Source organism: Streptoverticillium reticulum, assembly GCF_047456005.1.
Classification (GTDB): domain Bacteria; phylum Actinomycetota; class Actinomycetes; order Streptomycetales; family Streptomycetaceae; genus Streptomyces; species Streptomyces reticulum.
In genome coordinates, this window is record NZ_CP179755.1 from 7522916 (window position 1) to 7547414 (window position 24499).

A 24499-nucleotide genomic window follows, 5' to 3' on the forward strand; every position below is an offset into this window, starting at 1 on the left:
CACACCGTGCCGGGCGGGAACGCCCGCGCCGCGCGCGGGCGTTCCCGCCCGGCCGTTTCATCGACCTCCGGCTGTGTGGATCACTTCGCCGTTGATGTTCCCGTTCGCCTCCGACCCGAGGAAGAGGATCAGCCGGGCCACGTCGTCGGGGTTGCTCAGCCGGCCGCTCGGCGTCTTCTCGATCTCCTTCTCGACCAGTTCCCGGGTGGCCGGATCCTTCATGATCGTGGCCATGTGCTCGGTCAGCGTCGCCCCCGGGGCCACCACGTTGGCGAGCACGCCGTTGCGGCTCCACATGAGCCCCCTGGCGAAACCGTGCAGGGCGGTCTTGGAGCTGCTGTAGATCTCCGAGCCCGCCATGCCGTAGTCCGCGGTGATCGAGGACAGCAGTACGATCCGGCCCCACCCGCGTTCCCGCATGCCCTTGACCACGAGCTGCGCCGTCAGCATGTGGCCCTCGGTATTGGCGCGGAACCGGGTCATCCACTTGTCTGCCGGCAGATCCTCGAACAGCCCGTTCTCGTCCGAAGCGCCCCAGGTGAACCACAGCGCATTGGCCACGAGCACGTCGACGCCGCCGAATTGCTCCTCCACGGCCCGCAGCGCCGCCTCTATGGACGCGGGGTCGCGCAGCTCGTACGGCACGGCCATGGCGCGGTCCGGGCCGCCGAGCTCCTCGACCGCCTTGCCGGCCTCGTCGGCCGACGAGTTGTAGGTGATCGCGACACGGGCGCCCTCCTGGGCGAAGAGGCGGGCGGCCGCCCTGCCGATGCCGCGCGTACCACCCGTGATGACGACCCGCTTGTCCTTCAGTCCCAGATCCACCAACAGCTCCTTCGAAGTGATGAACGGCGTTGCGGAATCCGCATAGTAGCCGGAGCACTAGTCGTACGAGCACTATACAACTCGCCTCTCCTGTCGGGCCGATCAATATCGCGGAGGTCGAAGTGCCCACCGAATTCAGTGGAGTTGGAAAGCATTTCGAGTCCGCTTCCAGGAGGATCTGGGACCTTCGGCCGGAGAGTCCCCCCTCTCCTCCAGGAGGCCGACGGTGCATCGGAATCTGATCGTCGCAAAGCTGAAGACGGACGATCCCAGCGGCATCGCGGATGTCTTCGGACGGTCCGACGAGACCGAACTGCCGCACATGATCGGCGTATCGCGGCGCACCCTGTTCACCTTTCACGACCTGTACTTCCATCTCGTCGAGGCCGACGAGGACGTCAGCCCCCGGCTCTACCGGGCCCGCAGTCATCCGCTGTACGCCGACATCAACCAGCAGCTCACCGCGTTCGTCTCGCCCTACGACCCGGGCTGGCGGGAGCCCAAGGACGCGATGGCCTCCCCGTTCTACGTGTGGACCGCACAGGACGGACGGCAGCTGTGAGCGCCCCGCTGCGGGTCAACGCGGACGAGGTGGTCCCCAACCGGCGGCGTGGCGGCGACATCCGGGTCACGCTCAGCCCGCGGAACGTGGGCGCCTCCTCCGGCTTCGGAGGTGTACTCCGGCTGGCCGCGGGCGAGTTCGTCACGGAGCACTACCACCCGTACTCCGAGGAATTCCTGCACGTGGTCTCCGGAGAACTGGTCATGACGCTGGACGGCGAGCCCGTACGGCTGGTCGCCGGCGACTCGCTGCTCGTGCCGACCGGGGTCCGGCACCGCCTGTCCAACGCGGGCGGGCAGGAGGCGCACGTCGTCTTCCACCTCTCGCCGCTGGCGCCGCGGCCCGAACTCGGCCACGTCGACACGGAGCAGGTCTCCGAGCCGTCGCAGCCCGCCCCGGACGTGGGGCACGCCCGGTGACGCGCAAAGCGGTCATCACCGGCATCGGCGTGGTCGCCCCCGGCGGGGTCGGCAGAGAGGCCTTCTGGGACCTCCTCTCGGCGGGCCGCACGGCCACCAGGGCCATCTCGCTGTTCGACGCGTCCGGCTTCCGTTCCCGGATCGCCGCCGAGGTGGACTTCGACCCCAGGGCCGCCGGGCTCTCCTACCAGGAGATCCGCCGGATGGACCGGGCCGCGCAGTTCGCGGTGGTCGCCGTGGACGAGGCCGTGGCGGACAGCGGCATCGAGCCGGGCGCCCTGGACCCGGAACGCATCGGCGTCAGCCTCGGCAGCGCCGTCGGCTGCACGACGAGCCTGGAGCAGGAGTACCGGGTGCTCTCCGACGACGGGCGGCGCTGGCTGGTCGACCACGCCTACGGAGTGCCGCACCTGTACGGGCACATGGTGCCCAGCACGCTCGCCGTCGAGGTCGCCTGGCGGGTCGCCGCGCAGGGGCCGGTGGCGCTGGTCTCCACCGGCTGCACCTCCGGGCTGGACGCCGTCGGCCGTGCGATGCAGCTGATCGCCGACAACAGTGCGGACGTCGTGCTGGCCGGGGCGACCGACGCACCGCTCTCGCCGATCACCTCCGCCTGCTTCGACGCGATCAAGGCCACGTCGGCGAACAACGACGATCCGGAGCACGCCTCCCGGCCCTTCGACGCCGAACGCGACGGCTTCGTGCTGGGGGAGGGGTGCGCGGTGATGGTGGTCGAGGAGGCGGAGGCCGCCCGGGCGCGTGGCGCACGGATCTACGCGGAGCTGGCCGGGTCCGCCAGCTTCAGCAACGCCTTCCACATGACGGGACTCCGGCCCGACGGCCGGGAGATGGCCAGGGCCATCACCGTGGCCCTCGACCGGGCCCGGCTCGACCCGTCCGAGGTGGACTACGTCAACGCGCACGGCTCCGGCACCCAGCAGAACGACAGGCACGAGACGGCGGCCTTCAAGCGCAGCCTCGGCGAGCGGGCCTACCGCGTCCCGGTCAGCTCCATCAAATCGATGATCGGCCACTCGCTGGGCGCCATCGGTTCGCTGGAGGTCGCCGCCTGCGCCCTGGCGCTCGACCGGCAGGTGGTACCGCCCACGGCCAACCTGCACCACCCCGAGCCCGCATGCGATCTGGACTACGTGCCGCTCGTGGCCCGCGAACACCCGATGGACACGGTGCTCAGCGTCGGGAGCGGATTCGGCGGTTTCCAGACCGCGATGGTGCTCACCCGCGGGAACCGGTGAGCGGTCCGGGCCCGTGCCCGCAGCGAGGAAGGTCTTCAGATGAACGCATCGCCTCCCGGAGCCGTCGTGACCGGGATCGGCATCGTCGCCCCGACGGGCATCGGGGCGGAGGCGCACTGGCGGTCGGTCCTGCTCGGCAAGTCCGGCATCACCCGCATCACCCGGTTCGACCCGGACGGCTACCCGGTGCGGCTGGCCGGCGAGGTGCCCGGGTTCGAGGCGGCCGAGCAGGTGCCCAACCGCCTGGTCAAGCAGACCGACAGGTGGACCCACCTGGGGCTGGCCGCCGCCGCGGCCGCCCTCGACGACGCCGGTGTGGACCCCGCCGCCGTCCCCGAGTTCGAGATGGCGGTGGTGACGGCCAGCTCGTCCGGCGGCACGGAGTTCGGCCAGCACGAGATGACCCGGCTGTACACCCGGGGGCCGTCCTGGGTCGGCGCCTACCAGTCCATCGCCTGGTTCTACGCGGCCTCCACGGGCCAGATCTCCATCCGGCACGGTATGCGCGGGCCCTGCGGCGTGCTGTGCTGCGAACAGGCGGGCGGACTGGACGTGATCGCGCAGGCGCGCACCCTGGTCCGCGGCGACGTGCGGCTGGCCGTCACCGGCGGCACCGACGCCCCGCTGTGTCCGTACGGCCTGACCGCTCAGCTGGCCACCGGGCAGCTGTCCACGGTGGACGACGCGGCCCGCGCCTACCTCCCCTTCGACGAGGCGGCCTGCGGCTACCTGCCCGGCGAGGGCGGCGCCGTCCTCGTCGTCGAGTCCGCGGCCGCAGCCGCGGAGCGCGGCGCCGGCGAGGGGTACGGCACGATCCTCGGCCACGCGGCCGGATTCGACCCGCCGCCGGGCTCGGAACGCGAGCCCGCGCTCCGCAGGACCGTCGAACGGGCGCTGGCCGACGCGGACCTCGGGCCGTCGGACGTGGACGTCGTGTTCGCGGACGCGTCCGGGGTGGCGGAACGGGACCGCGCCGAGGCCGAGGCGATCAGCGCCGTCTTCGGACCGCGCGCCGTGCCGGTGACGGCACCCAAGACGCTGACGGGCCGGCTCTACGGCGGCGGCGCCGCACTGGACGTCGCCACCGCTCTGCTGGCCCTGCGCGACGGCGTTATCCCGCACACCGTCGGGCCGACCCGGGTCGCCGGCGGCTGCGCCATCGATCTGGTGCTGGACGGCCCCAGGTACCGCCCGCTGGACACGGCCCTCGTGCTGGCGCGGGGACACGGCGGGTTCACCTCCGCCCTCGTCGTGGCGAGGGCGGACAGACACCGCAGGAGGACGGCATGAGCACATTCACCATCGACGATCTGCGCGAGATCATGAGCACGAACAGCGGGGTGGACGAGGGCGTCGACCTCGACGGCGACATCGCCGACGTCGAGTTCGCCCTGCTCGGCTACGACTCGCTCGCCGTGCTGGACCTGCTGGCCGACGTGCAGCACCGCTACGGCGTGGAGATCCACGACAGTTGCGTGGCCCGGATGACGACCCCGGCCCGGACCATCGAGATCATCAACCAGCAGCTGACCGCGGCGGAGGTCTGACCATGGCCGGGCACACCGACAACTCCGTCGTCATCGACGCGCCGATGCAGCTGGTCTGGGACATGACCAACGACATCGCGTCGTGGCCGCAGCTGTTCAGCGAGTACGCCGAGGCGACCGTGCTGCACCACCGCGACGGCGTGATCAGGTTCCGGCTCACGCTGCACCCGGACGCCGAGGGCAGGGCGTGGAGCTGGGTGTCCGACCGCGCGCCGGACCCGGAGACCCGCACCGTGCGCTCCCAGCGCGTGGAGACCGGCAACTTCAAGTACATGTGGCTGTTCTGGGAGTACACCCAGGAGGCCGGCGGCGTGCGGATGCGCTGGGTGCAGGACTTCGAGCTCAAGCCGGGCCTGCCGATGGACGACGCGGCGATGACGGGACGGATCGATGCCAACTCGGCCGTGCAGATGCGGCTGATCAAGGAGAAGGTCGAGGCCGCCGCGTGCCGGGCGGCCTCGGCGGGGTGAGCGGGTGAGCGGGTGGGCGGGGGCACCCCACGTGTTCCCCGTCGTCGTCCCTCTCGTGGTCCTGGCCAACGGGCTGGCCGCCGGGGTCCTGACGGGCACGCTGCTCGGCGGCTGGCCGCTGCTGGCGGCGCTCCCGCCGGACCGCTACGTGCACGCCCACGCCTTCTTCGCGACCCGCTACGACCCCTTCATGCCGGCCTGCATGATCACGACCGTCCTCGGCGACGGAGCGCTGACGGCCGCCCGCACCGATGCCGCCCCGCGGGCTCTCTTCCTCGCGGGCGGCGTGCTGGCTCTTGCGGCCGTCGTCGTCTCGGTCACCGCCAACGTTCCCGTCAACAAGTGGGTCCGCACGCTGGACCCGGACAACCTGCCCGCGGACTTCGACCGCATGGACCCCCGGCCGAGGTGGGGGGCATGGAACCGCAGGCGCGCCGCGCTCACCGCGCTCGCGCTGCTCGCCAACTGCACGGCGCTCGCACTGCTGTTGTGAGGCCGGGCACCATCTTGAGGAGGCATGACGCATGGATCTGAAGCTCGACGGGGCCAAGGCACTGGTGACCGGAGGGACACGAGGCGTCGGTCGCGGCATCGTGCTCGCCCTGGCACGCGCCGGGGTGGACGTGATCACGTGCTACCGGCAGGAGGGCGAGGCCGTCTCCACCCTGGTGCGCGAACTGAAGGAGACCGGGGGCGACCACCACGTCGTCCGGGCCGACCTGGCCGATCCCGCTCAGGTCACCGGGCTGATCGAGCGGTGTCGCACCCACTACGGCCGGCTGGACGTCGTGGTCAACAACGCCGGTGTCATCAGCCATGTGCCCTACGGGGAGCTGCCGCTCGCGGAGTGGCAGCGGATCCTGGACGTCAACCTGACCGCTGCGCACCTGGTGATCCAGCAGGCTCTGCCCCTGCTCGGCGAGGGCTCCTCCGTGATCAGCATCGGATCGAAGTCCTCCGAGGTCGGCATCCCGCTGCGGGCGCACTACACGGCGACCAAGGCGGCGCTGCGCGGCCTGACCCGGTCCCTGGCCAAGGAGTTCGGGCCCCAGGGCATCCGGTTCAACGTGCTGGCGCTCGGCGTGATCGAGACCGAGGCGCTGGAGGCCATGCCGGCCGAGCAGGCCGCCGTGATGCGCAAGCGCTACAGCGAGAAGACTGCGCTTGGCAGGCTGGGCAGGCCCGACGAGGTCGCGGGCGCGGTGCTGTGGCTGGCCAGCAGCCTGTCCTCCTACGTGACCGGCGCGACCGTCCACGTCGACGGGGGGATCTCCTGATGGGAACTCCGTTCCGTGTCATGCTGCGCATGCAGATCACGCCCGGCCTGGAGGAGCAGTTCGAGCGGACCTGGCAGGAGGTCGGCGACTCGGTGACCTCGCACCCGGCCAACCTCGGCCAGTGGCTGTCCCGGAGCCTGGACGAACCGGGCGTCTACTACATCGTCAGCGACTGGGCGGACGAGCAGCGGTTCCGGGAGTTCGAGGCCAGCGAACGGCACGTCGAGCACCGCCGGAAGCTGCATCCCTTCCGCGAGACCGGTTCCATGACGACGATGCAGGTCGTCGCGCACCTGCCGCGCAGCGCCACCGCCGCCACGCACGCCGAGTGGGAGCGGGTGGCATGACCGGTGAGGTCCGCGTGCTCGTCTACCACACGGCCCGGGGCGCCGAAGCCGTCGAGTCCGCCTACCACGAGGTGAGCCGGCAGCTGGCAGGCGTGCCGGGGATGCTCGGCAACGAGCTGCTGCACGACGTCCACGACACCGAAGGGTTCGTGGTCGTCAGCAAGTGGCAGGACCTGGCCGCCTTCGAGCGGTGGGAACGCGGCGAGGGGCACCGGGACAGCACCGCCGCGCTCCGCCCGTACCGGGACCATCGCCGGGGCCGGCCCTTCGCCGTCTACCGCGTCACGGCCGCGTACTGAGGCCGCCGGTGGTCCCGCCCACGGGGAACGTCGTGGGCGGGACCGTCCGGACCGTCAGTCCTCGGTCTGTCGCCCGGCACCGCGGAACTCCGCCTCGGCCATCGCCATCTTCCGCTTGACGAAGGTCATCTGATTCATCGTGCGCATGCTGGTGCGCATCAGACCGCGGACCAGCGAGCCCGTCAGACCGCCCTTGTGGGCGGCCGAGTGACCGTCCATGTTCTGGCGGGACTTGACCACGGCCTCGAAACCGTATTTGATCATCTTGGTCTCGTAGTCGCGCACCGCGTCGAGGAGACCGGTCCTTCCCTCCTGCACGGACACCAGGTTCTTGCACAGCAACGCGGCGTCGCGCAGCGCCGTGTTGGCCCCGACGCCCCGGCCGGGCGTCATCGTGTGGATGGCGTCGCCGATCAGCGTGACGTTGGTGGTCTTCCACTGCTCGACCGGCTCGGACGTGCGGATCTTGAGCGGGAAGCAGCTGTTCGGGTCGCCGAGCGCGAAGAGCTTGCGCAGGTCCGGGTGCCAGTCCGCGGTGAGTTGCTGCGCCAGTTGCTGGGCCTCCCCGCCCTTGCGCTGCATGACGTCCGCCGGAAGCCAGTGGTCGGCGGCCGCGAAGCCCCACATGATGTAGTCGCGCGAGTTGTCGTAGAGCAGCCCGGGCCACTGCCTGATCAGCTCGGCCTCGGTGCGGCCGATGCCGTCCTTGAGTTCGCCGTTGGTGTCCCACGGGAACTGCATGACGTGGATGATGCACATGAAGCCCTTGGGGCCCTGCAGCATCGTCACGCCGTCGAGGATCCGCCGGGGCAGCAGCTTGCGCGTCTCGTCGGTCAGGAGCGTCTTGCCGGTGATGCCGATCAGCCCGGCGTCGAGCAGCTTCGCCTGCGGCAAGTACTGCGCGCGCACCTTTGAGTTGCTGCCGTCCGCGGCGACGAGCACGTCGCCGGTGGCCGAGGTGCCGTCGTCGAAGAACGCGGTGACCTTGCCGTCCGGGCGCTGTTCGTAGTGGGTGTAGCGCTTCTCGAAGTGCACGATGTCCTCGAGTCCGGTGAGCAGCAGCTGACGCAGTGTCATGCGGCTGACGGACTCGTCCAGGTCGAGCTCGTCGAAGTTGGGCGGCTCCTTGAAGATCTCCGGGCCGGACGAGAACAGCTGCGACAGCTGCTCCGTGTACTGGTTGAAGTAGACGGGCCGCTTCGCGCACGTGGCGACGAAGGTGTCGTAGAGCTGCGGCGAGAGGCAGGCGCGCAGGGCCCGCTTGCCGTCGGGGTCGATGCCGACGCGGTAGCCCTGCAGACCGTCGCTGCGGGTCCGGTCGCGCTCGTAGACGGCGACGCCGACGCCCGCGCGCTTGAGCCCCTGGGCGAGGCACAGGCCGCCCGTGCCGCCTCCGATCACGATGACGTGTAAGGCCGAGGTGGACATAGTGCTACTCCCCGATATGTGAAAGTGTGCCGTGCTGTCCGGCCGGTTCCCGGCCGTCGTTCACCTGCGTGGCGAGCGCCCGCAACTGGTCCTCGCTCCAGGCGATCACGCCGGTCCGCAGGTCCTCGATCACCGACGTGACCCACGCCAGCTCGGCGCCGGTCGTCGCCCTGAGGAACTCCATCTCCAGCATGAACAGCCTGGGTACGCCGTCGGCGCTCAACTCCGCCTCGATCCCCGCGAGTTCCGCGCCGAGCAGCTCGTGGCGCCGCTCGAGCTGCCGGAGCACCTCCTGTGGCGGGAGCATGGGGATGAACGCGATCGCCGCCGGGAAGGCCGGGTACTCCCTCGTGGGCGTCGCCAGGGCGTCGAGCATCCACTCCCGCCATGTGGCACGGCCCCGCGGGGTCAGCGAGTAGGTCGTCCGCTCCGGCCGGGCGCCCTCGCGGGAGACCTCGTGCACCACGATCAGGCCGGCTTTGCGCAGCCGGTCGATCGTCCGGTACAGGCTGGCCCGCTGTCCGACGTTGACCACCTGGTCCTTCCCGCGTGCCTTGATCAGCTGCTGCATGCGGTAGGGGTGCATCGCGCTCTCACCGTTCTGTTCGGCTTCGCCGAGCAGGGAGAGAACGGCCAGGGCCAGTGTTGACCGACGATTGGCGCTTTCCATAGTCGCCACATTACTAGTTGCCGAGCATCTATGCAAAGCCCCGGGAGCGGGACCGCGACGAGGGTGGACGCCGTTTCGAGCACGGTCCCAGCGGCGGGGGGCACCGTGGGCCGGCAGGATGCCGAACGATGGGAGGGGAAGCGGTGCAGACCGACATCACCACGGAGCACATCGAGCGACTGATCACGGCCGCCGGCAGCCACGGCGTCACCGGGGCGATCAAGGAACTCGGCGTCGCCCGCACCGGCTCGATCGTGATCGACGAGCTGGTCTTCCGCTGCGAACCGCCGCGCAACAGGCATGCCGTACCCGTCCGGATCGACCTGGTGCACGGCACCGAGAAGGCCGTCCACGTGCTCCGCCTCGCCGACGGCGAGCCGGTGACCTCGTCGGAGGAGGCACCGGAAGACGCCTGCGTGCGCCTGGAGTTCGACCTGGCCGAGCTGGTCACCCTGGTGTACGGGGTGCCCCGGGAACGGTCCGCCGGCGTGCACCGCAGCGAACTGCTGCTTGCCGCATGGCCCCGCCTGACGGCCGCCTACGGCATCTCGGACCACGAGCTGATGGGATCCGTTCAGCGCGCCGTCGACTCCGTCCTCGGAGGACTCTCGCACCGCCGCCCCAGCCTGAACGAGCTGGCCGTACGCTACGGTTCGGACAAGTGGAGCGTGATCCACTGGTTCACCCCGCACTACGACCGGCATCTCAGAGACCTGCGCAACGAGCCCGTGCGCGTGCTGGAGATCGGCATCGGCGGCTACGCCGAGGCGGACTCGGGCGGGGAGTCACTGCAGATGTGGAAGCGCTACTTCCCCCGCGGCCTGGTCCTCGGCGTCGACATCGTCGAGAAGCACGGTCTCGACGCCGCGCGCCTGCGCACGGTCCGCGGGGACCAGAGCGACCGCGCCTTCCTCGCCTCGATCGCCGAACAGCACGGTCCGTTCGACGTCATCATCGACGACGGCAGCCATGTCAACGAGCACGTGCTCGCCACCTTCGACGCGCTCTTCCCGCACCTGAGGTCCGGCGGCTTCTACGTCGTCGAGGACCTGTGGACCGCGTACTGCCCGGGATTCGGCGGGGACGACGAGAACCTCGACAACCCCGGGACCTCGCTCGGTCTCCTCAAGGGCATCATCGACCGCATCCACCACGAGGAGCGCGACGGCGCCGACCCGGACCATGTGGCCCGCAACACCGTCGGCCTGCACGTCTACCACAACATCGCGTTCATCCAGAAAGGCGTGAACGCCGAAGGGCGCATCCCGGCGTGGATCCCCCGCTCCTCCGACGAGATCAACCCTCGCTAGAAACCGGCCCCCACCACCGCCCGGTGGCGGGGGCCGGCCCTCCGGCGGCGCGTCAGTACAGCGCCAGTGCCAGTGCGTTGGCCGCGGCGCCGAGGACCGCCAGGACGGTCCGGAGCAGGTGCCAGCGTCGCCACAGCGGGCGGGGGTCCTGCCAGTCGTGCGGGATGTCCGCCGGGTCGACGGCCTTGACCCGGCGGTTGATCGGCACGTTGCAGAAGTGCGAGACGACGGAGACGGCGAGCAGCAGCACCGCGCCCGCGGTGAACGGTACGCGGGAGGAGCCCGGCGCCGCCACCGCCAGCACCACGTCCGCGACGGTCGAACCGAGCACGACCAGGGGCATCGTGGGATCCCAGTTGCGCCCGAGGAGCTGGTGCGCGTACACGTAGCGGTCGGCGGGCATCGCGGACAGCGCGGGCAGCACACTCAGCGCCACCGCGAACAGCACGCCCGCCACCACCCCGCTGCTCACCACCACCAGGACGGCCAGGGTTCGCTCCATCACCTCATCACCGCCCCGGCGATCAGATCGGCCTGGCAGGGATCGGCGACACAGGGGAAGAGCAGCAGCTCGTCGCAGCCCGCCTCGGCGTAACCGGCCACCACCTCGCGCAGCCGGCCGCCGTCGGCGACGACCCGCGACGCGAGCTGTTCCGCCTTGGGGCCGATCCAGGAGTAGTACCGGCGCAGATAGTCACCCGCCGCCGCGGCACCGCCGGGGCCGAGCGAGACGTAGCAGAGCGAGACCACCCGCAGCCGCCCGGTGCGGCCGTGCTCGTCCCAGACCGCGCGGGCCCGCGCCACGAGTTCGGCGTATCCGGTCGCGGAACCGCCGCCGGCGATCCAGCCCTCGCCCAGCCGGGCGGCACGCCGCATCGCCGCGGCGGAATGACCGCCGAACAGCAGCGGCGGCAGGCCCCGGGGCGGCCGGGGGCCGACGGACCCCGCCGCCCAGGCCGCGCGCATCTCCTCGACGGCGGCGTCCAGCAGGCGGCCCCGGCTGCGGAACGGCGCCCCGGCCGCGGCGAAGTCGTCCTCCCGGTCACCCGCGGCCAGCCCGACGACCAGCCGCCCTCCGGAGAGATGGTCGAGGGTGGCCAGCTGCTTGGCGAGCAGGGCCGGGCTGCCCCGGTAGCCCGCCAGCAGCACGGTGGTCGCCAGGCGGATCCGCTCGGTGACGGCAGCGGCGGCGGCCAGGGCCACCAGCGACTCGTAGTTGTCGTACACCAGCCGGTCGACCGCACCGAGGCCCGCGAAGCCGAGCCGGTCGGCCCGCCGGGCGAACTCGACGAGCGCCGGCCCGTTCACGCCCGGTACGGTCGTGGGCAGCCCCACCGAGATCTCCACGGTCGAACTCCTCCGTCGTCAGCGGGACTTGGTTCCGATCGCCAGGGTGTTGCCCAGGCCGAGCCCGCGGACGGACACGGACGCGAAGCCCGCGTCCCGCATCCACTGCGCGCAGTCTGCGGGCGGGTAGCCCCCGCCGCCCGGCGACATCACCACCAGGTGCATGCCGGCGACGGCGGCGTCGAGATCGGGGCTGTCCGGGTCCGGCATGGGGTCGTAGACCAGCAGGGCCCCGCCTGGGCGGACGGCCCGGAACGCCTTGTGCACCAGCAACTCCCGCTCGGCGGGGGCGAAGTCGGCCAGTACGTGACCGATGATCATCACGTCCGTGGCGGGCAGTTCGTCCGTGAAGAAGTCGCCCCCGGTGAAGGTGACGCGCTCACCGACCCCGAGCGACGCGCTGTGCTCCGCGCACGCCCCCGCGTTCTGCGGGCGGTCGAACACCACGCCGGACAGGTGGCCGTGCTCGCGCAGCAGCAACGACACCATGTTGCCCCGTGCCCCTCCCACGTCGGTGACGACGGAGTGGGTGCGCCAGTCGAGCGCCGCGGCCAGGTCCGGTGCCAGCGGACCGCTGAGCGCGTCCATCATCGCCAGGTACATGCGCTGACGTCCGGGATCCGTGAGCATCTGCTCGAAGTCCCCCGAGTTCTGCGGCATCCCGGTGCGCAGCGCGTCGGACAGGCCGCCCCACGCCGGATAGAGGACGGCGTTGGCGCCCTCCAGGAAGCCGCCCGCGTAGCCGGGACCCCGCACCAGCAGCCGCGCGGCCGTCCCGGAGTCGAGATACTGCTCGCCGTCGCGTTCGAGCAGGCCCATGGCGACCAGCGCGGTGAGGAACTCCGTCGACCCTCTGCCCTGCAGGCCGAGTTCCGTGCACAGCTGCTGCCGAGTGCGCGGTCCGCGGGCCAGCAGGGTGAACAGGCCCAACTCGAGTGCGGTGAGCAGGATCTTGGACGAGGCGAAGCCCAGTCCGAGCCCGGTCACCGACGACGCGTCCGACGGCTTCGCCTCCGTAGTCATCGCCGCCTCCTCTCCCGTCATGGCGCGACCTCGACGACGACGGCGGCGTCCGCGTCCCCGTGCCCGGCGGCCAGGGCCGACGCGTACCTGCCGGCTGCCCGCTCGCACAGCGGCAGGTGCAGCTCGTTCGCGGCGGCCTGCTCCAGCGCCAGTTCCAGATCCTTGTGCATCAGCGCCGCGCGGAATCCGGCCGGCTCGTACACGCGGCGGCGCATGAACTCGGCGCGGAATCCCAGCACGGGGGAGCGCCACCCGCTGTTCAGCAGCGCGTCCAGGAGCAGCTCCCGCTCCACTCCGGCGGCCTCGGCGAACGCGGCGGCCTCGGCGAGTGCCGCCGTCTGCACACCGAGCATGAGATTGAACGCCAGCTTCAGCGCACTGGCCCTGCCGGCCGCGCCGAGGTGGCGGGACTCCTGCCCCAGCGCCGTCAGCACGTCCTGCACCCGGTCGACGGCCGGCCCGGGGCCGGAGGTGAAGATCCGCAGACGCCCCGCCGCGGCCATGTCCGGGTTGCCCACGACGCAGGCCTCGACGCGATGGATCCCGGAGGCGGTCAGACGCGTCGCGGTGGTGCGGGCGTAGGAGGGCGACACGGTCGTGGTGTCCACGACCGTCGTGCCCGGGCGCATGGCCCCGATCATCTCGCCGAACAGCACCTGTTCCACCGCTGGTTCGTCGGCCAGGCTGAGCACGACGACATCGGCCGCCGCGCCCGCCTCCGCCGCCGATCCCGCCACGCGGGCGCCGGCCTCGGCGAGCGGACGCGCCCTGTCCGCCGAGCGGTTGAAGACCGTCACGTCGCATCCCGCGGCCAGCAGGGCACGGGCCATGCCGCCGCCCATGCCGCCGAGGCCGACCACGGCGACCTGTCGCTTCGTCACGGCGTCAGCCCCCGGCCGGGTGGGTCTCGACACTGAGCTGGCAGACACAGCGCATCGTGGCGTTGCGGAAGTAGGCGCCGAAGCCCTCGGGCGTGGCGGTGTCGCGCTCCTCGTCCAGCAGCGGCGCCAGCTTCTCCTCGACGGCGTGCACTCCGCGCTGACGGCTCATGTGCCGGCCGATGGCGGTGAAGTCGCCCTCGTAATGGATCATTCGGACCATCACGTCGTCCTTGACGAACACGGCCGTGCCGAGCAGCTTGCCGACCTCGCGCCCGTCCCCGGCACGCAGGACGGGGTCGTCGACCCGCCGGAAATCGCGGAATATCTCCGCGATCTCGTCCTCGTGACCCGGCTTGACGCGGTAGGTGATCGCGGCGTACGGCATCAGATACCTCCATCCACGTTGAGGGTGACTCCGGTGACGTAGCGGGACGTGTCACCGGCCAGGAACAGCACGGCACCCGCGACGTCCTCCGGCCGGCAGATCCGGCCGAGCGCGGTCATGCCGACGATGCGTTCCACCGCCGCGGGCGGGAGCCCCGCCCCGGGCACGGTCTCCGTCAGGCCGGGGGCCACCGTGTTGACCCGGATGCCCCGCGGCCCGAGGTCCTTGCACAGCGCCCGGGTGAAGCCGATGAGCGCAGCCTTGGACGCGGTGTAGTGCACGCCGTTCGCCCGGCCGCGCAGGGCGACGGACGACCCGACGTTCACGATGGACGCCCCGTCGGCCAGTATCCCCAGTGCCGCCCTGGTGACCAGGTATCCGGCCTTGACGTTGTGGTCGAACACGCGCTGCCACTCGTCCTCGTCGACGTCCTCGAGCGGGGCCGGGCCGTCCACGCCGACGTTGTTGACCAGCGTGTCCAGCCCGCCGAACCGCTCGGCGCAGGTGCGCACGAGCTCGTCGGCCCCCTGCCGGCCGGTGACGTCGGCCCGGACGACCCGGTGCGGGCCGCCGATGTCCTTCAGATCCCGCGCGAGTGCCTCTGCGGCCTCGTCCGCACGGTGGTGGCAGGTCACGACCGAGGCTCCCGCGCGGGCGAAGGCGAGCACGGTCGCCCGCCCGATGCCCCGGGTTCCTCCGGTGACCAACACCCTTTTCCCTGCCAGCCCTTGGTCCACCGTTCCTCCTGTCCCCGGCGCCGGTGCGCCGGATCAACGACTGCCGTCGGGGTCCTGGGTCCTGCGCAGGCCGAGCTGCGGCTCGTAGGTGAGATAGAGCCCGGCGACGGCCCGGTCCGGACTGACCGGCGCGCGCTTGATCTCGTGCTGCTTGTTCAGGTTCGCCAGCGGGTTCGGGTCGCCGCTCTCGGCGCCGTGGAGGTGCTGCTGCACCCGCCGGTAGACGTCCTCCGCGTCCTTGAGGTCGGCGATGCCGGTGATGATCCGGTCGAACGACGCCTGGAGGTTCAGCTTGTCGCGGTCGGCCACCGACAGCCGCTGGGCGTTGTAGAAGTGGTAGTCCTTGCCCCGGTAGCTCTCGTAGAACACCGAGACCAGCACCAGCAGCCGCTCGTAGGCCTGCCGGTACACCGATCCGTAGAAGTCCCGGGCCTCCTGCTCGCCGACCTCGCCCCGCAGCACGCTGCCGATGGCGGCCGCGCCCAGCATGGCGCTGTAGGTGGCCAGATGGACGCCGGTGGACAGCAACGGGTCGAGGAAGCAGGCCGCGTCGCCGACCAGCAGGTAGCCGGGGCCCGCGAAGCGCTCCGTGACGTAGGAATAGTCCTGCTCGACCTTGATGCCGCCGACCTGCTCCGCGCCGTCGACCAGGTCCCGCACGGCCGGGCACTGCGCGAGCGCCCTGTGGTAGACCTCGTCGACGCCACCCAGTTCGGAGCGCCGGGAGTTGAAGGCGTCGCGGCCGGTGACCAGCCCCACGCTGAGGGTCCCGTCGTGCAGGGGGATCGCCCAGAACCAGCCGTCGGGGACCGAGGCGACCGTGATGGCCCCGTCCGGCCCCTTGGCCGGCTTCTTGGTGCCCTTCCAGTAGGTCCAGGCCGCCACGTTGCGGAAGACGTCGTGGAACTGCCGGCTGCGCAGGTACCTGGTGGCCATGACGCCGCCGCGCCCCGACGCGTCGACGAGGTGGTCGAAGGCGATCCGGCCCCGGCCGTGCTCCCCGGCCCAGTGCGCGGCGACCGGCCGGTCTCCGTCGAACTCCAACTCCTTGACGGAGGTGGCCTCGTGGACGTCGACCCCCAGTTCCCGGGCGTGGCCGAGAAGCAGCGCGTCGAACTCGGAGCGCACGACCTGCCAGGCGTTCGCGCCGTCTTCGCCCAGCTCGGAGAAGCGCACCTCCCACTCCTCGCCGCCCCAGAAGAAGTAGGCGCCTCCCTTGGGCTGGAAGCCGTGCGCCGCCACCTTCTCCCACGCTCCCAGCAGTTCGAGGATCGGCCGGCAGGACGGGAGGATCGACTCGCCGATGTGGTACCGGGGGAACCGGTCTTTTTCGAGCAGGGTCACCTGGAACCCCTGCCGGGCGAGCAGTCCTGCGGTCGTGGACCCGGCGGGGCCGCCGCCGATGACGAGAACCTGGGTCGATCCGCGCATGCGAGTCTCCACTTCTCGGGGAGGACGTTCTCCGGTGTCGGCCACGGGACTCTTCCAGCCGTGGGTCGAAACAGCCTCGAGACGGGCTCGGAACGGTCAGAGCGCTGCCGCGGCCAGCATGGGCATGGCGTACCGGCGCCCCGGCACGGGTAACGCGGCGGGGGTGCCGGTCCCGCTGTCCAGCCCGGCGGCGACGGTCCGGAACAGCGGCCGGAAGCGGTACCAGAAGGCGTCCTGCGTGCCGGCGTCCACCACTTCGGCCAGGTAGGACTCGACCAGGTCCTCCAGCAGCGCCTCGGCCCGCGACTCGTCGATGTCCAGGAGCGCGGCCGCGTCCATCAGCGAGATCGGTTCGGACGTCGCGCGGGCCACGGTCCGGAAGGTCGTGCGCTGTTCCTCGGGCAGCAGCTGCCAGGTCAGTTCCACGCTCCTGGTGATGCTCGACCGGTTGGTGGCCAGCTGTGCCAGCCGCCCCACGTCACCGCGCATCCGGGACACCAGTCTGCCGATCCGCCAGTGCGGCCGCAGGTGCAGGACGTCCGCCGCCGCCCGCAGCGGGACGGGCAGTCCCTCGCAGAGCTCCGCCAGCTCCCGCGCCGCCTCGCTCTCGGCGGCCACGCGGTGCGGGTCGAGCATGGCGCCGAGCATGCCGACCGCGTCGGCGGCGGCGAGCGGGGGCAGTTCGACCCGGGAGGATATGGCCCCGTGCGAGAGCAGTCTGCGGCCGACGACCACGGTGGCGCAGCCGGGCCCGCTCGGCAGCAGCGGTTCCAGCTGCTCGCTGTCGACCGCGTCGTCCAGCACCACGAGCACCCTCCTGCTCGCTGTCCAGCTGCGGAACGCCCTGCTGAGCGCCTCCTGCGAGGCCGCGGTGCGGTCCTGTGGCAGGCCGACGGTGGTGAGGAAGCCGAGGAGCACGTCCTCGGGCGGTACCGGCTCGCCGTCCGCGGTGAGCAGCCGGGCGTAGAAGATGCCGTCCGGGTAGTCGGTCCCGGCCCGGTGGGCGGCGTGCACCGCGAAGGCCGACTTGCCCGATCCCGGCGCGCCCACCACGAGGACGACCGGGGGCGCGGAGCGCCGGGTGTCCTCCAGGGCCGAGTGCACCTCCCGGAGGGGTTCCGTGCGGCCGGCCATGCTCGGCAGGTCGGGGGGCAACTGGCTGGGCGGCTCGGCCTTCTTGCCCCCGCGCACCAGGCCGGCCCCGATGACCGGGGCGTCCAGCGAGGGGTCGGCGTCGAGGACCGCGCCGTGCAGCCGCTGCAGTTCGGCCGTCGGCTCCAGGCCGAGCTCGGCGTCGAGCGCCTCGCGGGCGCGCTGGTAGACCTGCAGGGCTTCGGAGCGCCGCCCCGTGCGGTACAGGGCGAGCATCAGCTTGGCCTGGAAGCCCTCGTGGGTGGGCTCCTGGGCGACCAGGGCGGTCAGTTCGCCGACGAGCTCGGCGTGCCGTCCCCTGTCGAAGTCGATGTCGATGCGGTGGCCGAGGACGATCTTGCGCAGTTCCTCCAGCCGGACCGCCTCGGCCTGGAGCAGCGGCCCCATGCTGATGGCGCTGAACGCCGGTCCCCGCCACAGGCGGAGCGCGTCGTGCAGGATGCGGGAGGCGCCTTCGAGGTCGTCGGCCTCCAGCCTCGCATTGCCCTCCTCGACGAGCAGTTCGAACTGCTGGGCGTCGACCGCCGCGTGGGGCAGGCTGAGGGAATAGCCGCCCGGTGTGGTGGACAGCGAGACCGACGAGTCGAGTCCGACGGGAACGTTGCGGGCCCGTACCGAGCGGCCGAGCAGTTTGCGTAATTGGTAGACGTAGGTCTGCAGAGTTGTCGTCGCGGAGTAGGGCGGACGGTCTTCCCAGAGTTCCTCGATGATCTGGTCGACCCGGACCACCCGGTTGGCATGCATGGCGAGCAGAGCGAACACTCGGCGGAGTTTTGGTGCCGATGGTGTGAGTATCGTTTCACCGCGAGTGACCTCAAATGCTCCTAGAACGCTGACGTGCATGTATCGCCCCCAGCATTTCGCCAAGCGAGGTGTTTGGAACCAGCAGACAACCGGCTCCTCGCATTAGTCGCCCAGAGACTAGTCCGAGCCTCTCGACGAATGCTAGAGGGACTCTCGAATACCTCTGCGACAGTTGGTGTGTACCCGCTTCTGACGACGATGAATACTCGGCTTCACTCACCATCCGCTGATTCGCCCGCACTTGAACAACACGCCTGACGGACCGTCATCCGGAAGTGTCGCGGCACCTGCGATGTCTTCCGCCGCCTCCCGGGGCGTCCGCTCCGCGCGGGGCATCATCCTCGTCCGCACCGGCCCCGGGTTGACCGCGTTCACCAGCACGCCGGTGCCCTTCGTGTGGGCCGCGAGCAGGGTCGTCAGCCCGTTCAGGGCGGTCTTCGACAGGGAGTAGGCCGGCGCGCCCGTGAACAGGCCGTGGCTGAAGGTGCCGGTGCCGCTGGAGACCATCACCACCCGGCCCCACCCGCGCTCCATCATGGCCGGGACGAACGCCTGCGACAGCCGCCACGTGCCGAGCACGTTCACCTCCAGCGTCCGCAGCGCCGAATCCATCGGCGCCGTCAGGGGGTTGTTGCCCGCATCCAGCAGCACCCCGGCGTTGTTCACCAGGATGTCGACGGGGCCTATCCGGTCGCGCGCCGCCCCGACGCTGTCCGCATCGGTGGTGTCCAGCCCGGTCCAGGCCGCAGGCCGCCCCAACTCGGCTGCCAGCGCCGCGGCTTCACCGGGATCGCGGGCAGCCACGACCGTGCGCAGCCCCATGGCGTGCAGCAGCTCGGCGGTCGCCCTGCCCAGACCGCGGTTGGCGCCGGTCACCAGTGCTGTACGGGGCTGCGTCAACGTGCCTCCTCGGTTGCCGGGACCGCGCCACCGTAAGCACGCCGACTCGAAGGCGGCTGGTGGATGGTGCCGAGCCGTCTTCGAGTCCACCACGAGTCGAGGCCCGCACGATGTCCGTCGACGAGGGGAAGGACGGAGCCCGATGCGCGTGCTCTTCACAACCTGGTCGTGGCCGTCGCACCTGTACGCGCTCGTGCCGTTGGCGTGGGCGTGCCGGGCCGCCGGCCACGAGGTACTGGTCGCGAGCCAGCCGGGGCTGACCGCCCGTACCGTCGGCTGCGGCCTGAACGCGGTCGAGGTCGGCCGCGACGTCGACACGGTGGGCATGGTGCGCGGCTACCTCCTGCCGACCGCCGCGTCCCCGGCCGCCCGCCCGTCCGGCAGGACCGCCGGCCCGCGCGCCGCGGAGATGTTCCTGGCGCACGCAGACTCCATGACCGACGACCTGGTCCGGGTCGCCAGGACCTGGCAGCCCGACATCGTCGTCCACGAGCCGACGACATGGGCCGGCCCGATCGCCGCCGCGGCCGCCGGCGTGCCCGCCGTGCGGCACCTCTACGGCACCGACCTGCTGCTGCGGGCCCGCGCCGTGCTGCCGGACCTGCTCGCACCGCTCGCCGAGCGCAACGGGGTCGGCGACGTCGACCCCTTCGGCACCGTCACGATCGATCCGGTACCGCAGAGCATGCAGCCGGGTTCCGCGCCCTGGCGCCTTCCCGTGCAGTACGTACCGTTCAACGGACCGGGACACCCGCCCGCTGTGCCGCCGCCGTCCGGGCGGCCACGAGTCTGCGTCACCTGGGGGCACACGCTCGCCCGGCTCGACCCGAAGCGCTTCCTCCTCCCTGCGGTCGTCGACGCTCTCGCCGGGACGGATGCCGAGGTCGTCGCCGCGGTCTCCGCGCCACAGCGCGAACTGCTCGGTGCGGTACCGGACGGCGTGCACGTGCTCGTCGACGCGCCGCTGCACCGGGTACTGCCGGGATGCGACCTGGTCATCGGACACGGCGGGGCCGGCACGATCCTCACCTCGCTGGCCCATGGCATTCCCCTGCTCCTGGTGCCCCAACTCCCGGACCACGCAGGGCACTCCGCCCAGGTGTTCGCGGCGGGCGCGGGCGACGTGCTGACGGCCGACGAGGCGACGCCGGCCCGGCTGCGCGAACGGACCGGACAACTGCTGGACGACGGGAAACGACGGGCAGCGGCCCGACTGCTGCGTGCGGAGATGCTCGCGCAGCCGTCACCGGCCGCGCTCGCGGACGACCTGCGGGTCCTGGCGTCCGTCCCGGTGCGGACCCGTCACGAGGGGTGAGGGAACGGCATGTGCGGCGTTGCAGGATGGATCGACTTCGAGCGCGACCTGAGCGACCAGGCCCACACCGTCCGCGTCATGGCCGGCACCCTGGCCAACCGCGGACCCGACGGCGAGGCCGTATGGACCGACCGGCGCGCCGCGCTGGCCTTCCGCCGGCTCGCCGTCATCGACCCGGCCGGGGGAGCACAGCCCATGGTCGCCGAGGAGAACGGGCGCGTCCTGGCCGTCCTCGTCTACAACGGCGAGGTCTACAACTACCGGCGGCTGCGCGAGGAACTGACCGGCAGAGGACACCGGTTCCGCACCGGGAGTGACTCCGAAGTGGTGCTGCGCGCCTACCTGGAGTGGGGCGAGCACTGCGTCGACCGGCTGGACGGCATGTTCGCCTTCGGCGTCTGGGACCCGCGCACGCAGCAGCTGATGCTCGCGCGCGACCGGCTCGGCATGAAACCCCTCTACTACGCCCCCACCGACCGCGGCGTGGTGTTCGGCTCCGAGGTCAAGGCCCTGCTGGCGCATCCCCTGGTGGACGCCGTGGTGGACGGCGAAGGACTCGCCGAACTGCTCGCCTACATCGCCACGCCGGGCCACGCGATCTACCGCGGCATCCGTTCCGTGCGGCCGGGCCACGTCCTGACGGTGCGCGACGGCTCCCTCCGCGAACGCTGCTACTGGGCCCTGCCGGGCCGTGAGCACACCGACGACTGGGAGACGACCGTCGCAACGGTCCGCGAGCTGCTGGCCGAGTCGGTGTCCGCACACCTCGTCTCCGACGTTCCGCTGTGCACCCTGCTCTCCGGCGGGGTGGACTCCAGCGCCATCGCCGCCCTGGCCGCGCGGGCCCGGCCGGACGGCCCGCCGCCGCGCACCTTCGCGGTGGACTTCGAGGGCCACAGCGAGCGGTTCCAGAAGGACCACTGGCACGAGGATCCGGACAACCCGTACGCGGCCGAGGTCGCACGGCACATCGGTGCCGACCACGAGGTGCTGGTCCTCCGCACGGCCGACCTCGCCGACACGGTCACCGCCACCGCCGCGCTGCGGGCACAGGACCTGCCGCGGCCCACCCCCGACATGGACCGGTCGCTCTATCTGCTGCTGCGCGCGGTGCGGAGGAACTCGACGGTGGCCCTGATGGGCGAGATCGCCGACGAACTGTTCGGCGGCTACCGGTCCTTCCACGACCGCGAGCTGCTCGACAGCGGCAACTTCCCCTGGGTGACGATGGGTTTTTCGGTCGCGCCGCACGGCATGTCCACCGGACTGCTCGATCCGTCGCTGCTGGAGAAGCTGGACGTGCCCGGTTACGCGGCCGGCCGCTACTCCGAGGCGGTCGCCGAAGTCCCCGCACTGGAGGGCGAGTCCGCCCGGGACGCGCTCCTGCGGAAGGTCGGCTACCTGCACATGACCCGCTGGCTGCCCATGCTGCTCAACCGCAACGACCATCTCGGCATGGCGGTCGGGCTGGAGATCCGCGCTCCGTACTGCGACCACCGGCTGGTCGAGTACGTCTTCAACATCCCCTGGGAGCTGAAGAACCACGGGGGCCGGGACAAGAGCCCGCTGCGCCAGGCCATGACCGGCCTGCTGCCGGAATCGGTCCTGCGGCGCAAGAAGAGCCCCTTTCCCATCACCCAGGACCCCCGCTACGGAGAGGTGCTGCGGGACCGGCTGGACGCCGTCCTCGCGGACCCGGGCAGCCCCGTGCGCCCCCTGGTCGACATGCCGGCGGCCCGCGAACTGCTCGCCGCCGGCCGCCCGGTCCGCACGACCGGCTGGGGCGAGCGCCGCAACGTCGAGATGGTGCTGCAACTGGACGCATGGCTCCGCCATTACCGGGTGCGGCTGGAGATCTGAGGAACCCCTGAGGAAGGAGGACACATGCTGCTGCACGAACAACTGCTGGAGATCGCCGACCCGGTGCTGCGCCGGGTCGTCGACCACCCCTTCTGGTCGGGCCTGCGGGACGGCACACTGCCCCCCGAGTCGCTGGTGTACTTCCTGCAGCAGGACACCGGCCATCTGCTGCCGGCCTACGGGCGGGCACTGGCCCGCTGCGCGGCACAGGCCCCGGACGACGCCCACGCCGCCTTCTTCGCGCGGGGAGCCCTCGGCACCCTGGAGGCGAGGGACCGGCTGCGCGAGGCGTCCGCCGGGACGGCAGCCGCACTCGGGATCGACTGGCCCGCCGAACAGACCCCCGCCGGCCCCGCCACCCACGCCCACTGCGCCTTCTTCACCGCGGCGGCGGCGACCTCACCGGCAGCGGGCATGGGTGCCGTGCTGCCGATGGCGTGGTTCAACCTCAACGTCTCCGACAACCTGGCCGAGCACTGCACACCAGGCTCCCGTTACGAGCCGTGGATCCGGATCTACCGGCCTGCGGAGGGCTACCGGCACGTCGTGCGGAAGTTCCTCGCCACCGCGGACGAGATCGGCGGGCGCTGCTCCGAGTCCGAACGGCGGCTGCTGGTCGAGACGTTCACGACCGGCATCCGCTACGAGTGGGCGTTCGCCGAGGCCTCGTGGCTGAGACGGACATGGCCGATCTGAAGGAATCCTCCGGCACACAGGACAGCGCGAGACAGGACAGCGACACACCGGACAGCGACACACCGGACAGAACGAGAGGTGCAGACCGGATGAACGCACAATCGCCGATCCCCTACCCGTTTCCGTGGACACCACCGATGGAGATTCCCGAGGCGCTGCGCGGGCTGCGGGAGAAGGCGGCAGTGCAGGTCACCCTGCCCAGCGGCGACACGGCGCTCATGGTGACCCGCTACAAGGACGTGCGCGCACTCTTCGCCGACCACCGGCTCAGCCGTAACATCTCGCGCCGCCAGCGCCCGGACGTGGCCCGGATATCGGCGGACAACGAACTGTTCGCCGACCCCGAGATCAACCCCGACCCGCCGGACCACATCCGGGTGCGCGGCCTGGTCACCAGGGCGTTCACCGCCCGCAGGGTGGAGGCGCTGCGCCCGGTGGCCCGCGCGATCTGCAACGACCTGCTGGACAAGATGGAGGCCGGTCCCCGGCCGACCGACTTCAACGAGGCGTTCGCGTTCCCCCTCCCGATCCGGGTGATCTGCCGGCTGCTCGGTGTGCCGACCGAGGACAGGACCAAGTTCCGCTACCTCGTCGACGGCTTCCTGTCGGTCACCAAACTGCCGCCGGAGGAGGTCGCCCGCTGCCGCGAGGGCCTGTGGAACTACCTCGGCGACCTGGTCGACTCCAAGCGCGAGGCGCCGGGCAACGACCTGGTCAGCGAGCTGATCCGGGTGCGCGACGAGGACGACAACCGGCTCTCCGAGCACGAACTGCGCTTCTGGACCCAGGGTCTGCTCATCGCCGGCTACGTCACGACCGCCAGCCAGCTGGGCGCGAGCACGGCGGTGCTGCTGCACCGCAGGGACCTGGTCAAGGAGATCCAGGCGGACTGGTCGCTCGTCCCCTCGGCGGTCGAGGAGCTGCTGCGCACCCAGATCATGGGCTCGTCGATCGGCACGCTGCGGTACGCCGTGGCCGACATCGACCTCTCGGACGGCACGGTGATCAAGAAGGGCACCAGCGTGCTGCTGTCGGAGGAGTCGGCCAACATGGACGGGGACGTCTTCGACGACCCCTTCAAGCTGGACATCCGGCGCCGGGACAACCACCACATGACCTTCGGCGCGGGCCTGCACTACTGCGCGGGCGCCGCACTGGCCCGCATGGAACTGCAGGTGGCGATGGAGACGCTGCTCAAGCGCCTGCCCGAGATCGAACTCGCGCTCCCCGGCGACGAGTTGCCGCGCGGGCTCGGCGGCTTCACCGAGGGCTTCACCGAGATCCCGGTCACCTGGTGAGCGGCATGAAGGTCTCCGCCGACCGCCACACCTGCACGGTGAGCAGTCTCTGTGTGTACAAGTCGCCGGAGGTGTTCGACCAGGACGACGACGGTCACGTGATCCTGCTGGACTCCAGGCCGCGGACCGAACTGCACGAGTCCGTGCGGGATGCGGCCCGCAGCTGCCCCACCCGGTCGATCACGGTCGAGGAGGACGGGGACGGCTGAGCCGCCCGGCGGACGCACACAGGTGGTCCCGCCCCCGAACGGGGGCGGGAC

At 71.3% G+C, this 24499-nt stretch carries 28 protein-coding genes; 16 read left to right on the top strand and 12 right to left on the bottom strand.

The window, feature by feature from the left end:
• Window positions 1-57: 57 nt before the first annotated feature.
• On the bottom strand, window positions 58-825 hold the full coding sequence (locus ACMATS_RS34205) for an SDR family NAD(P)-dependent oxidoreductase (RefSeq protein ID WP_414170148.1): 768 nt from the start codon (window positions 823-825) through the stop codon (window positions 58-60).
• Between the two features lie 226 nt (window positions 826-1051).
• Between ACMATS_RS34205 and ACMATS_RS34210 the strand changes: the two genes are divergently transcribed.
• Genes ACMATS_RS34210 through ACMATS_RS34255 form a run of 10 tightly spaced genes read left to right on the top strand, consistent with a single transcriptional unit; the run spans window position 1052 to window position 7002 of the window.
• Entirely contained in the window at window positions 1052-1387 is a 336-nt protein-coding gene (locus tag ACMATS_RS34210; protein ID WP_390775512.1) for a TcmI family type II polyketide cyclase, read from the top strand.
• A complete protein-coding gene (locus tag ACMATS_RS34215; RefSeq protein ID WP_390775511.1) occupies window positions 1384-1806 on the top strand; it encodes a cupin domain-containing protein in 423 nt (140 codons plus the stop codon). The genes ACMATS_RS34210 and ACMATS_RS34215 overlap by 4 nt, the downstream gene beginning before the upstream one ends.
• A complete protein-coding gene (locus ACMATS_RS34220) occupies window positions 1803-3062 on the top strand; it encodes a beta-ketoacyl-[acyl-carrier-protein] synthase family protein (protein WP_390775510.1) in 1260 nt (419 codons plus the stop codon). The genes ACMATS_RS34215 and ACMATS_RS34220 overlap by 4 nt, the downstream gene beginning before the upstream one ends.
• A gap of 39 nt (window positions 3063-3101) precedes the next feature.
• Window positions 3102-4352, top strand: a complete 1251-nt coding sequence (locus ACMATS_RS34225) for a ketosynthase chain-length factor (protein WP_390775509.1) — start codon at window positions 3102-3104, stop codon at window positions 4350-4352.
• Window positions 4349-4609, top strand: coding sequence for an acyl carrier protein (locus ACMATS_RS34230; RefSeq protein WP_390775508.1), 261 nt, complete (start codon window positions 4349-4351; stop codon window positions 4607-4609). The genes ACMATS_RS34225 and ACMATS_RS34230 overlap by 4 nt, the downstream gene beginning before the upstream one ends.
• Window positions 4610-4611: 2 nt before the next feature.
• Window positions 4612-5079, top strand: a complete 468-nt coding sequence (locus tag ACMATS_RS34235) for an SRPBCC family protein (protein ID WP_390775507.1) — start codon at window positions 4612-4614, stop codon at window positions 5077-5079.
• Window positions 5080-5110: 31 nt separating this feature from the next.
• Window positions 5111-5572 carry an anthrone oxygenase family protein gene (locus ACMATS_RS34240; protein WP_414170149.1) on the top strand — a complete coding sequence of 154 codons (462 nt, stop codon included), beginning with the start codon at window positions 5111-5113 and terminating at the stop codon, window positions 5570-5572.
• Window positions 5573-5603: 31 nt separating this feature from the next.
• Window positions 5604-6356: an SDR family NAD(P)-dependent oxidoreductase gene (locus ACMATS_RS34245; RefSeq protein ID WP_390775505.1), complete on the top strand. Its 753-nt coding sequence runs from the start codon at window positions 5604-5606 to the stop codon at window positions 6354-6356.
• Window positions 6356-6703: an antibiotic biosynthesis monooxygenase family protein gene (locus tag ACMATS_RS34250; RefSeq protein ID WP_414170150.1), complete on the top strand. Its 348-nt coding sequence runs from the start codon at window positions 6356-6358 to the stop codon at window positions 6701-6703. The genes ACMATS_RS34245 and ACMATS_RS34250 overlap by 1 nt, the downstream gene beginning before the upstream one ends.
• Window positions 6700-7002, top strand: coding sequence for an antibiotic biosynthesis monooxygenase family protein (locus ACMATS_RS34255; protein WP_414170151.1), 303 nt, complete (start codon window positions 6700-6702; stop codon window positions 7000-7002). The genes ACMATS_RS34250 and ACMATS_RS34255 overlap by 4 nt, the downstream gene beginning before the upstream one ends.
• A 54-nt stretch (window positions 7003-7056) precedes the next feature.
• Here ACMATS_RS34255 and ACMATS_RS34260 read toward each other — a convergent pair whose 3' ends face one another.
• Together ACMATS_RS34260 and ACMATS_RS34265 are read right to left on the bottom strand one after the other, a co-directional pair.
• Window positions 7057-8430 carry an FAD-dependent oxidoreductase gene (locus ACMATS_RS34260; protein WP_414170152.1) on the bottom strand — a complete coding sequence of 458 codons (1374 nt, stop codon included), beginning with the start codon at window positions 8428-8430 and terminating at the stop codon, window positions 7057-7059.
• A gap of 4 nt (window positions 8431-8434) precedes the next feature.
• Window positions 8435-9100, bottom strand: coding sequence for a PadR family transcriptional regulator (locus ACMATS_RS34265; RefSeq protein ID WP_390775501.1), 666 nt, complete (start codon window positions 9098-9100; stop codon window positions 8435-8437).
• Window positions 9101-9228: 128 nt separating this feature from the next.
• Here ACMATS_RS34265 and ACMATS_RS34270 point away from each other — a divergent pair, with 128 nt between their 5' ends.
• Window positions 9229-10410: a class I SAM-dependent methyltransferase gene (locus tag ACMATS_RS34270; protein WP_414170153.1), complete on the top strand. Its 1182-nt coding sequence runs from the start codon at window positions 9229-9231 to the stop codon at window positions 10408-10410.
• 52 nt (window positions 10411-10462) lie between these two features.
• Here ACMATS_RS34270 and ACMATS_RS34275 read toward each other — a convergent pair whose 3' ends face one another.
• The 9 genes from ACMATS_RS34275 to ACMATS_RS34315 form a co-directional block, all read right to left on the bottom strand.
• Window positions 10463-10912 (bottom strand): DUF1772 domain-containing protein, encoded by a 450-nt coding sequence (locus ACMATS_RS34275; protein ID WP_390776146.1) that lies wholly within the window; start codon window positions 10910-10912, stop codon window positions 10463-10465.
• The gene (locus ACMATS_RS34280; protein WP_414170154.1) at window positions 10912-11757 is read right to left on the bottom strand and encodes an LLM class flavin-dependent oxidoreductase; all 846 of its coding nucleotides are present in this window, start codon (window positions 11755-11757) and stop codon (window positions 10912-10914) included. The genes ACMATS_RS34275 and ACMATS_RS34280 overlap by 1 nt, the downstream gene beginning before the upstream one ends.
• Window positions 11758-11775: 18 nt before the next feature.
• Window positions 11776-12780: a methyltransferase gene (locus tag ACMATS_RS34285; protein WP_414170155.1), complete on the bottom strand. Its 1005-nt coding sequence runs from the start codon at window positions 12778-12780 to the stop codon at window positions 11776-11778.
• A 17-nt stretch (window positions 12781-12797) separates the two neighbouring features.
• A complete protein-coding gene (locus ACMATS_RS34290) occupies window positions 12798-13661 on the bottom strand; it encodes an NAD(P)-dependent oxidoreductase (RefSeq protein ID WP_414170156.1) in 864 nt (287 codons plus the stop codon).
• Between the two features lie 4 nt (window positions 13662-13665).
• Window positions 13666-14046, bottom strand: a complete 381-nt coding sequence (locus ACMATS_RS34295; protein WP_414170157.1) for a SchA/CurD-like domain-containing protein — start codon at window positions 14044-14046, stop codon at window positions 13666-13668.
• Window positions 14046-14783, bottom strand: a complete 738-nt coding sequence (locus tag ACMATS_RS34300; protein WP_414170158.1) for an SDR family NAD(P)-dependent oxidoreductase — start codon at window positions 14781-14783, stop codon at window positions 14046-14048. Before ACMATS_RS34300 ends, ACMATS_RS34295 begins: the two co-directional genes overlap by 1 nt.
• Window positions 14784-14816: 33 nt before the next feature.
• Window positions 14817-16214, bottom strand: coding sequence for an NAD(P)/FAD-dependent oxidoreductase (locus tag ACMATS_RS34305; RefSeq protein WP_391154702.1), 1398 nt, complete (start codon window positions 16212-16214; stop codon window positions 14817-14819).
• A 96-nt stretch (window positions 16215-16310) separates the two neighbouring features.
• Window positions 16311-18209: a BTAD domain-containing putative transcriptional regulator gene (locus ACMATS_RS34310; protein WP_414170159.1), complete on the bottom strand. Its 1899-nt coding sequence runs from the start codon at window positions 18207-18209 to the stop codon at window positions 16311-16313.
• A 177-nt stretch (window positions 18210-18386) separates the two neighbouring features.
• Window positions 18387-19070 carry an SDR family NAD(P)-dependent oxidoreductase gene (locus ACMATS_RS34315; RefSeq protein WP_390775492.1) on the bottom strand — a complete coding sequence of 228 codons (684 nt, stop codon included), beginning with the start codon at window positions 19068-19070 and terminating at the stop codon, window positions 18387-18389.
• A gap of 142 nt (window positions 19071-19212) precedes the next feature.
• Between ACMATS_RS34315 and ACMATS_RS34320 the strand changes: the two genes are divergently transcribed.
• The 5 genes from ACMATS_RS34320 (at window position 19213) to ACMATS_RS34340 (ending at window position 24448) form a co-directional block, all read left to right on the top strand.
• On the top strand, window positions 19213-20385 hold the full coding sequence (locus ACMATS_RS34320) for a nucleotide disphospho-sugar-binding domain-containing protein (protein ID WP_414170160.1): 1173 nt from the start codon (window positions 19213-19215) through the stop codon (window positions 20383-20385).
• Between the two features lie 9 nt (window positions 20386-20394).
• Window positions 20395-22245, top strand: coding sequence for an asparagine synthase (glutamine-hydrolyzing) (asnB, locus tag ACMATS_RS34325; protein WP_414170161.1), 1851 nt, complete (start codon window positions 20395-20397; stop codon window positions 22243-22245).
• Window positions 22246-22269: 24 nt separating this feature from the next.
• Window positions 22270-22941 (top strand): TenA family protein, encoded by a 672-nt coding sequence (locus ACMATS_RS34330; protein WP_390775489.1) that lies wholly within the window; start codon window positions 22270-22272, stop codon window positions 22939-22941.
• 137 nt (window positions 22942-23078) lie between these two features.
• Entirely contained in the window at window positions 23079-24239 is a 1161-nt protein-coding gene (locus ACMATS_RS34335) for a cytochrome P450 (protein ID WP_390775488.1), read from the top strand.
• Window positions 24240-24244: 5 nt separating this feature from the next.
• On the top strand, window positions 24245-24448 hold the full coding sequence (locus tag ACMATS_RS34340) for a ferredoxin (RefSeq protein ID WP_390776145.1): 204 nt from the start codon (window positions 24245-24247) through the stop codon (window positions 24446-24448).
• The last annotated feature ends 51 nt before the right edge of the window (window positions 24449-24499 follow it).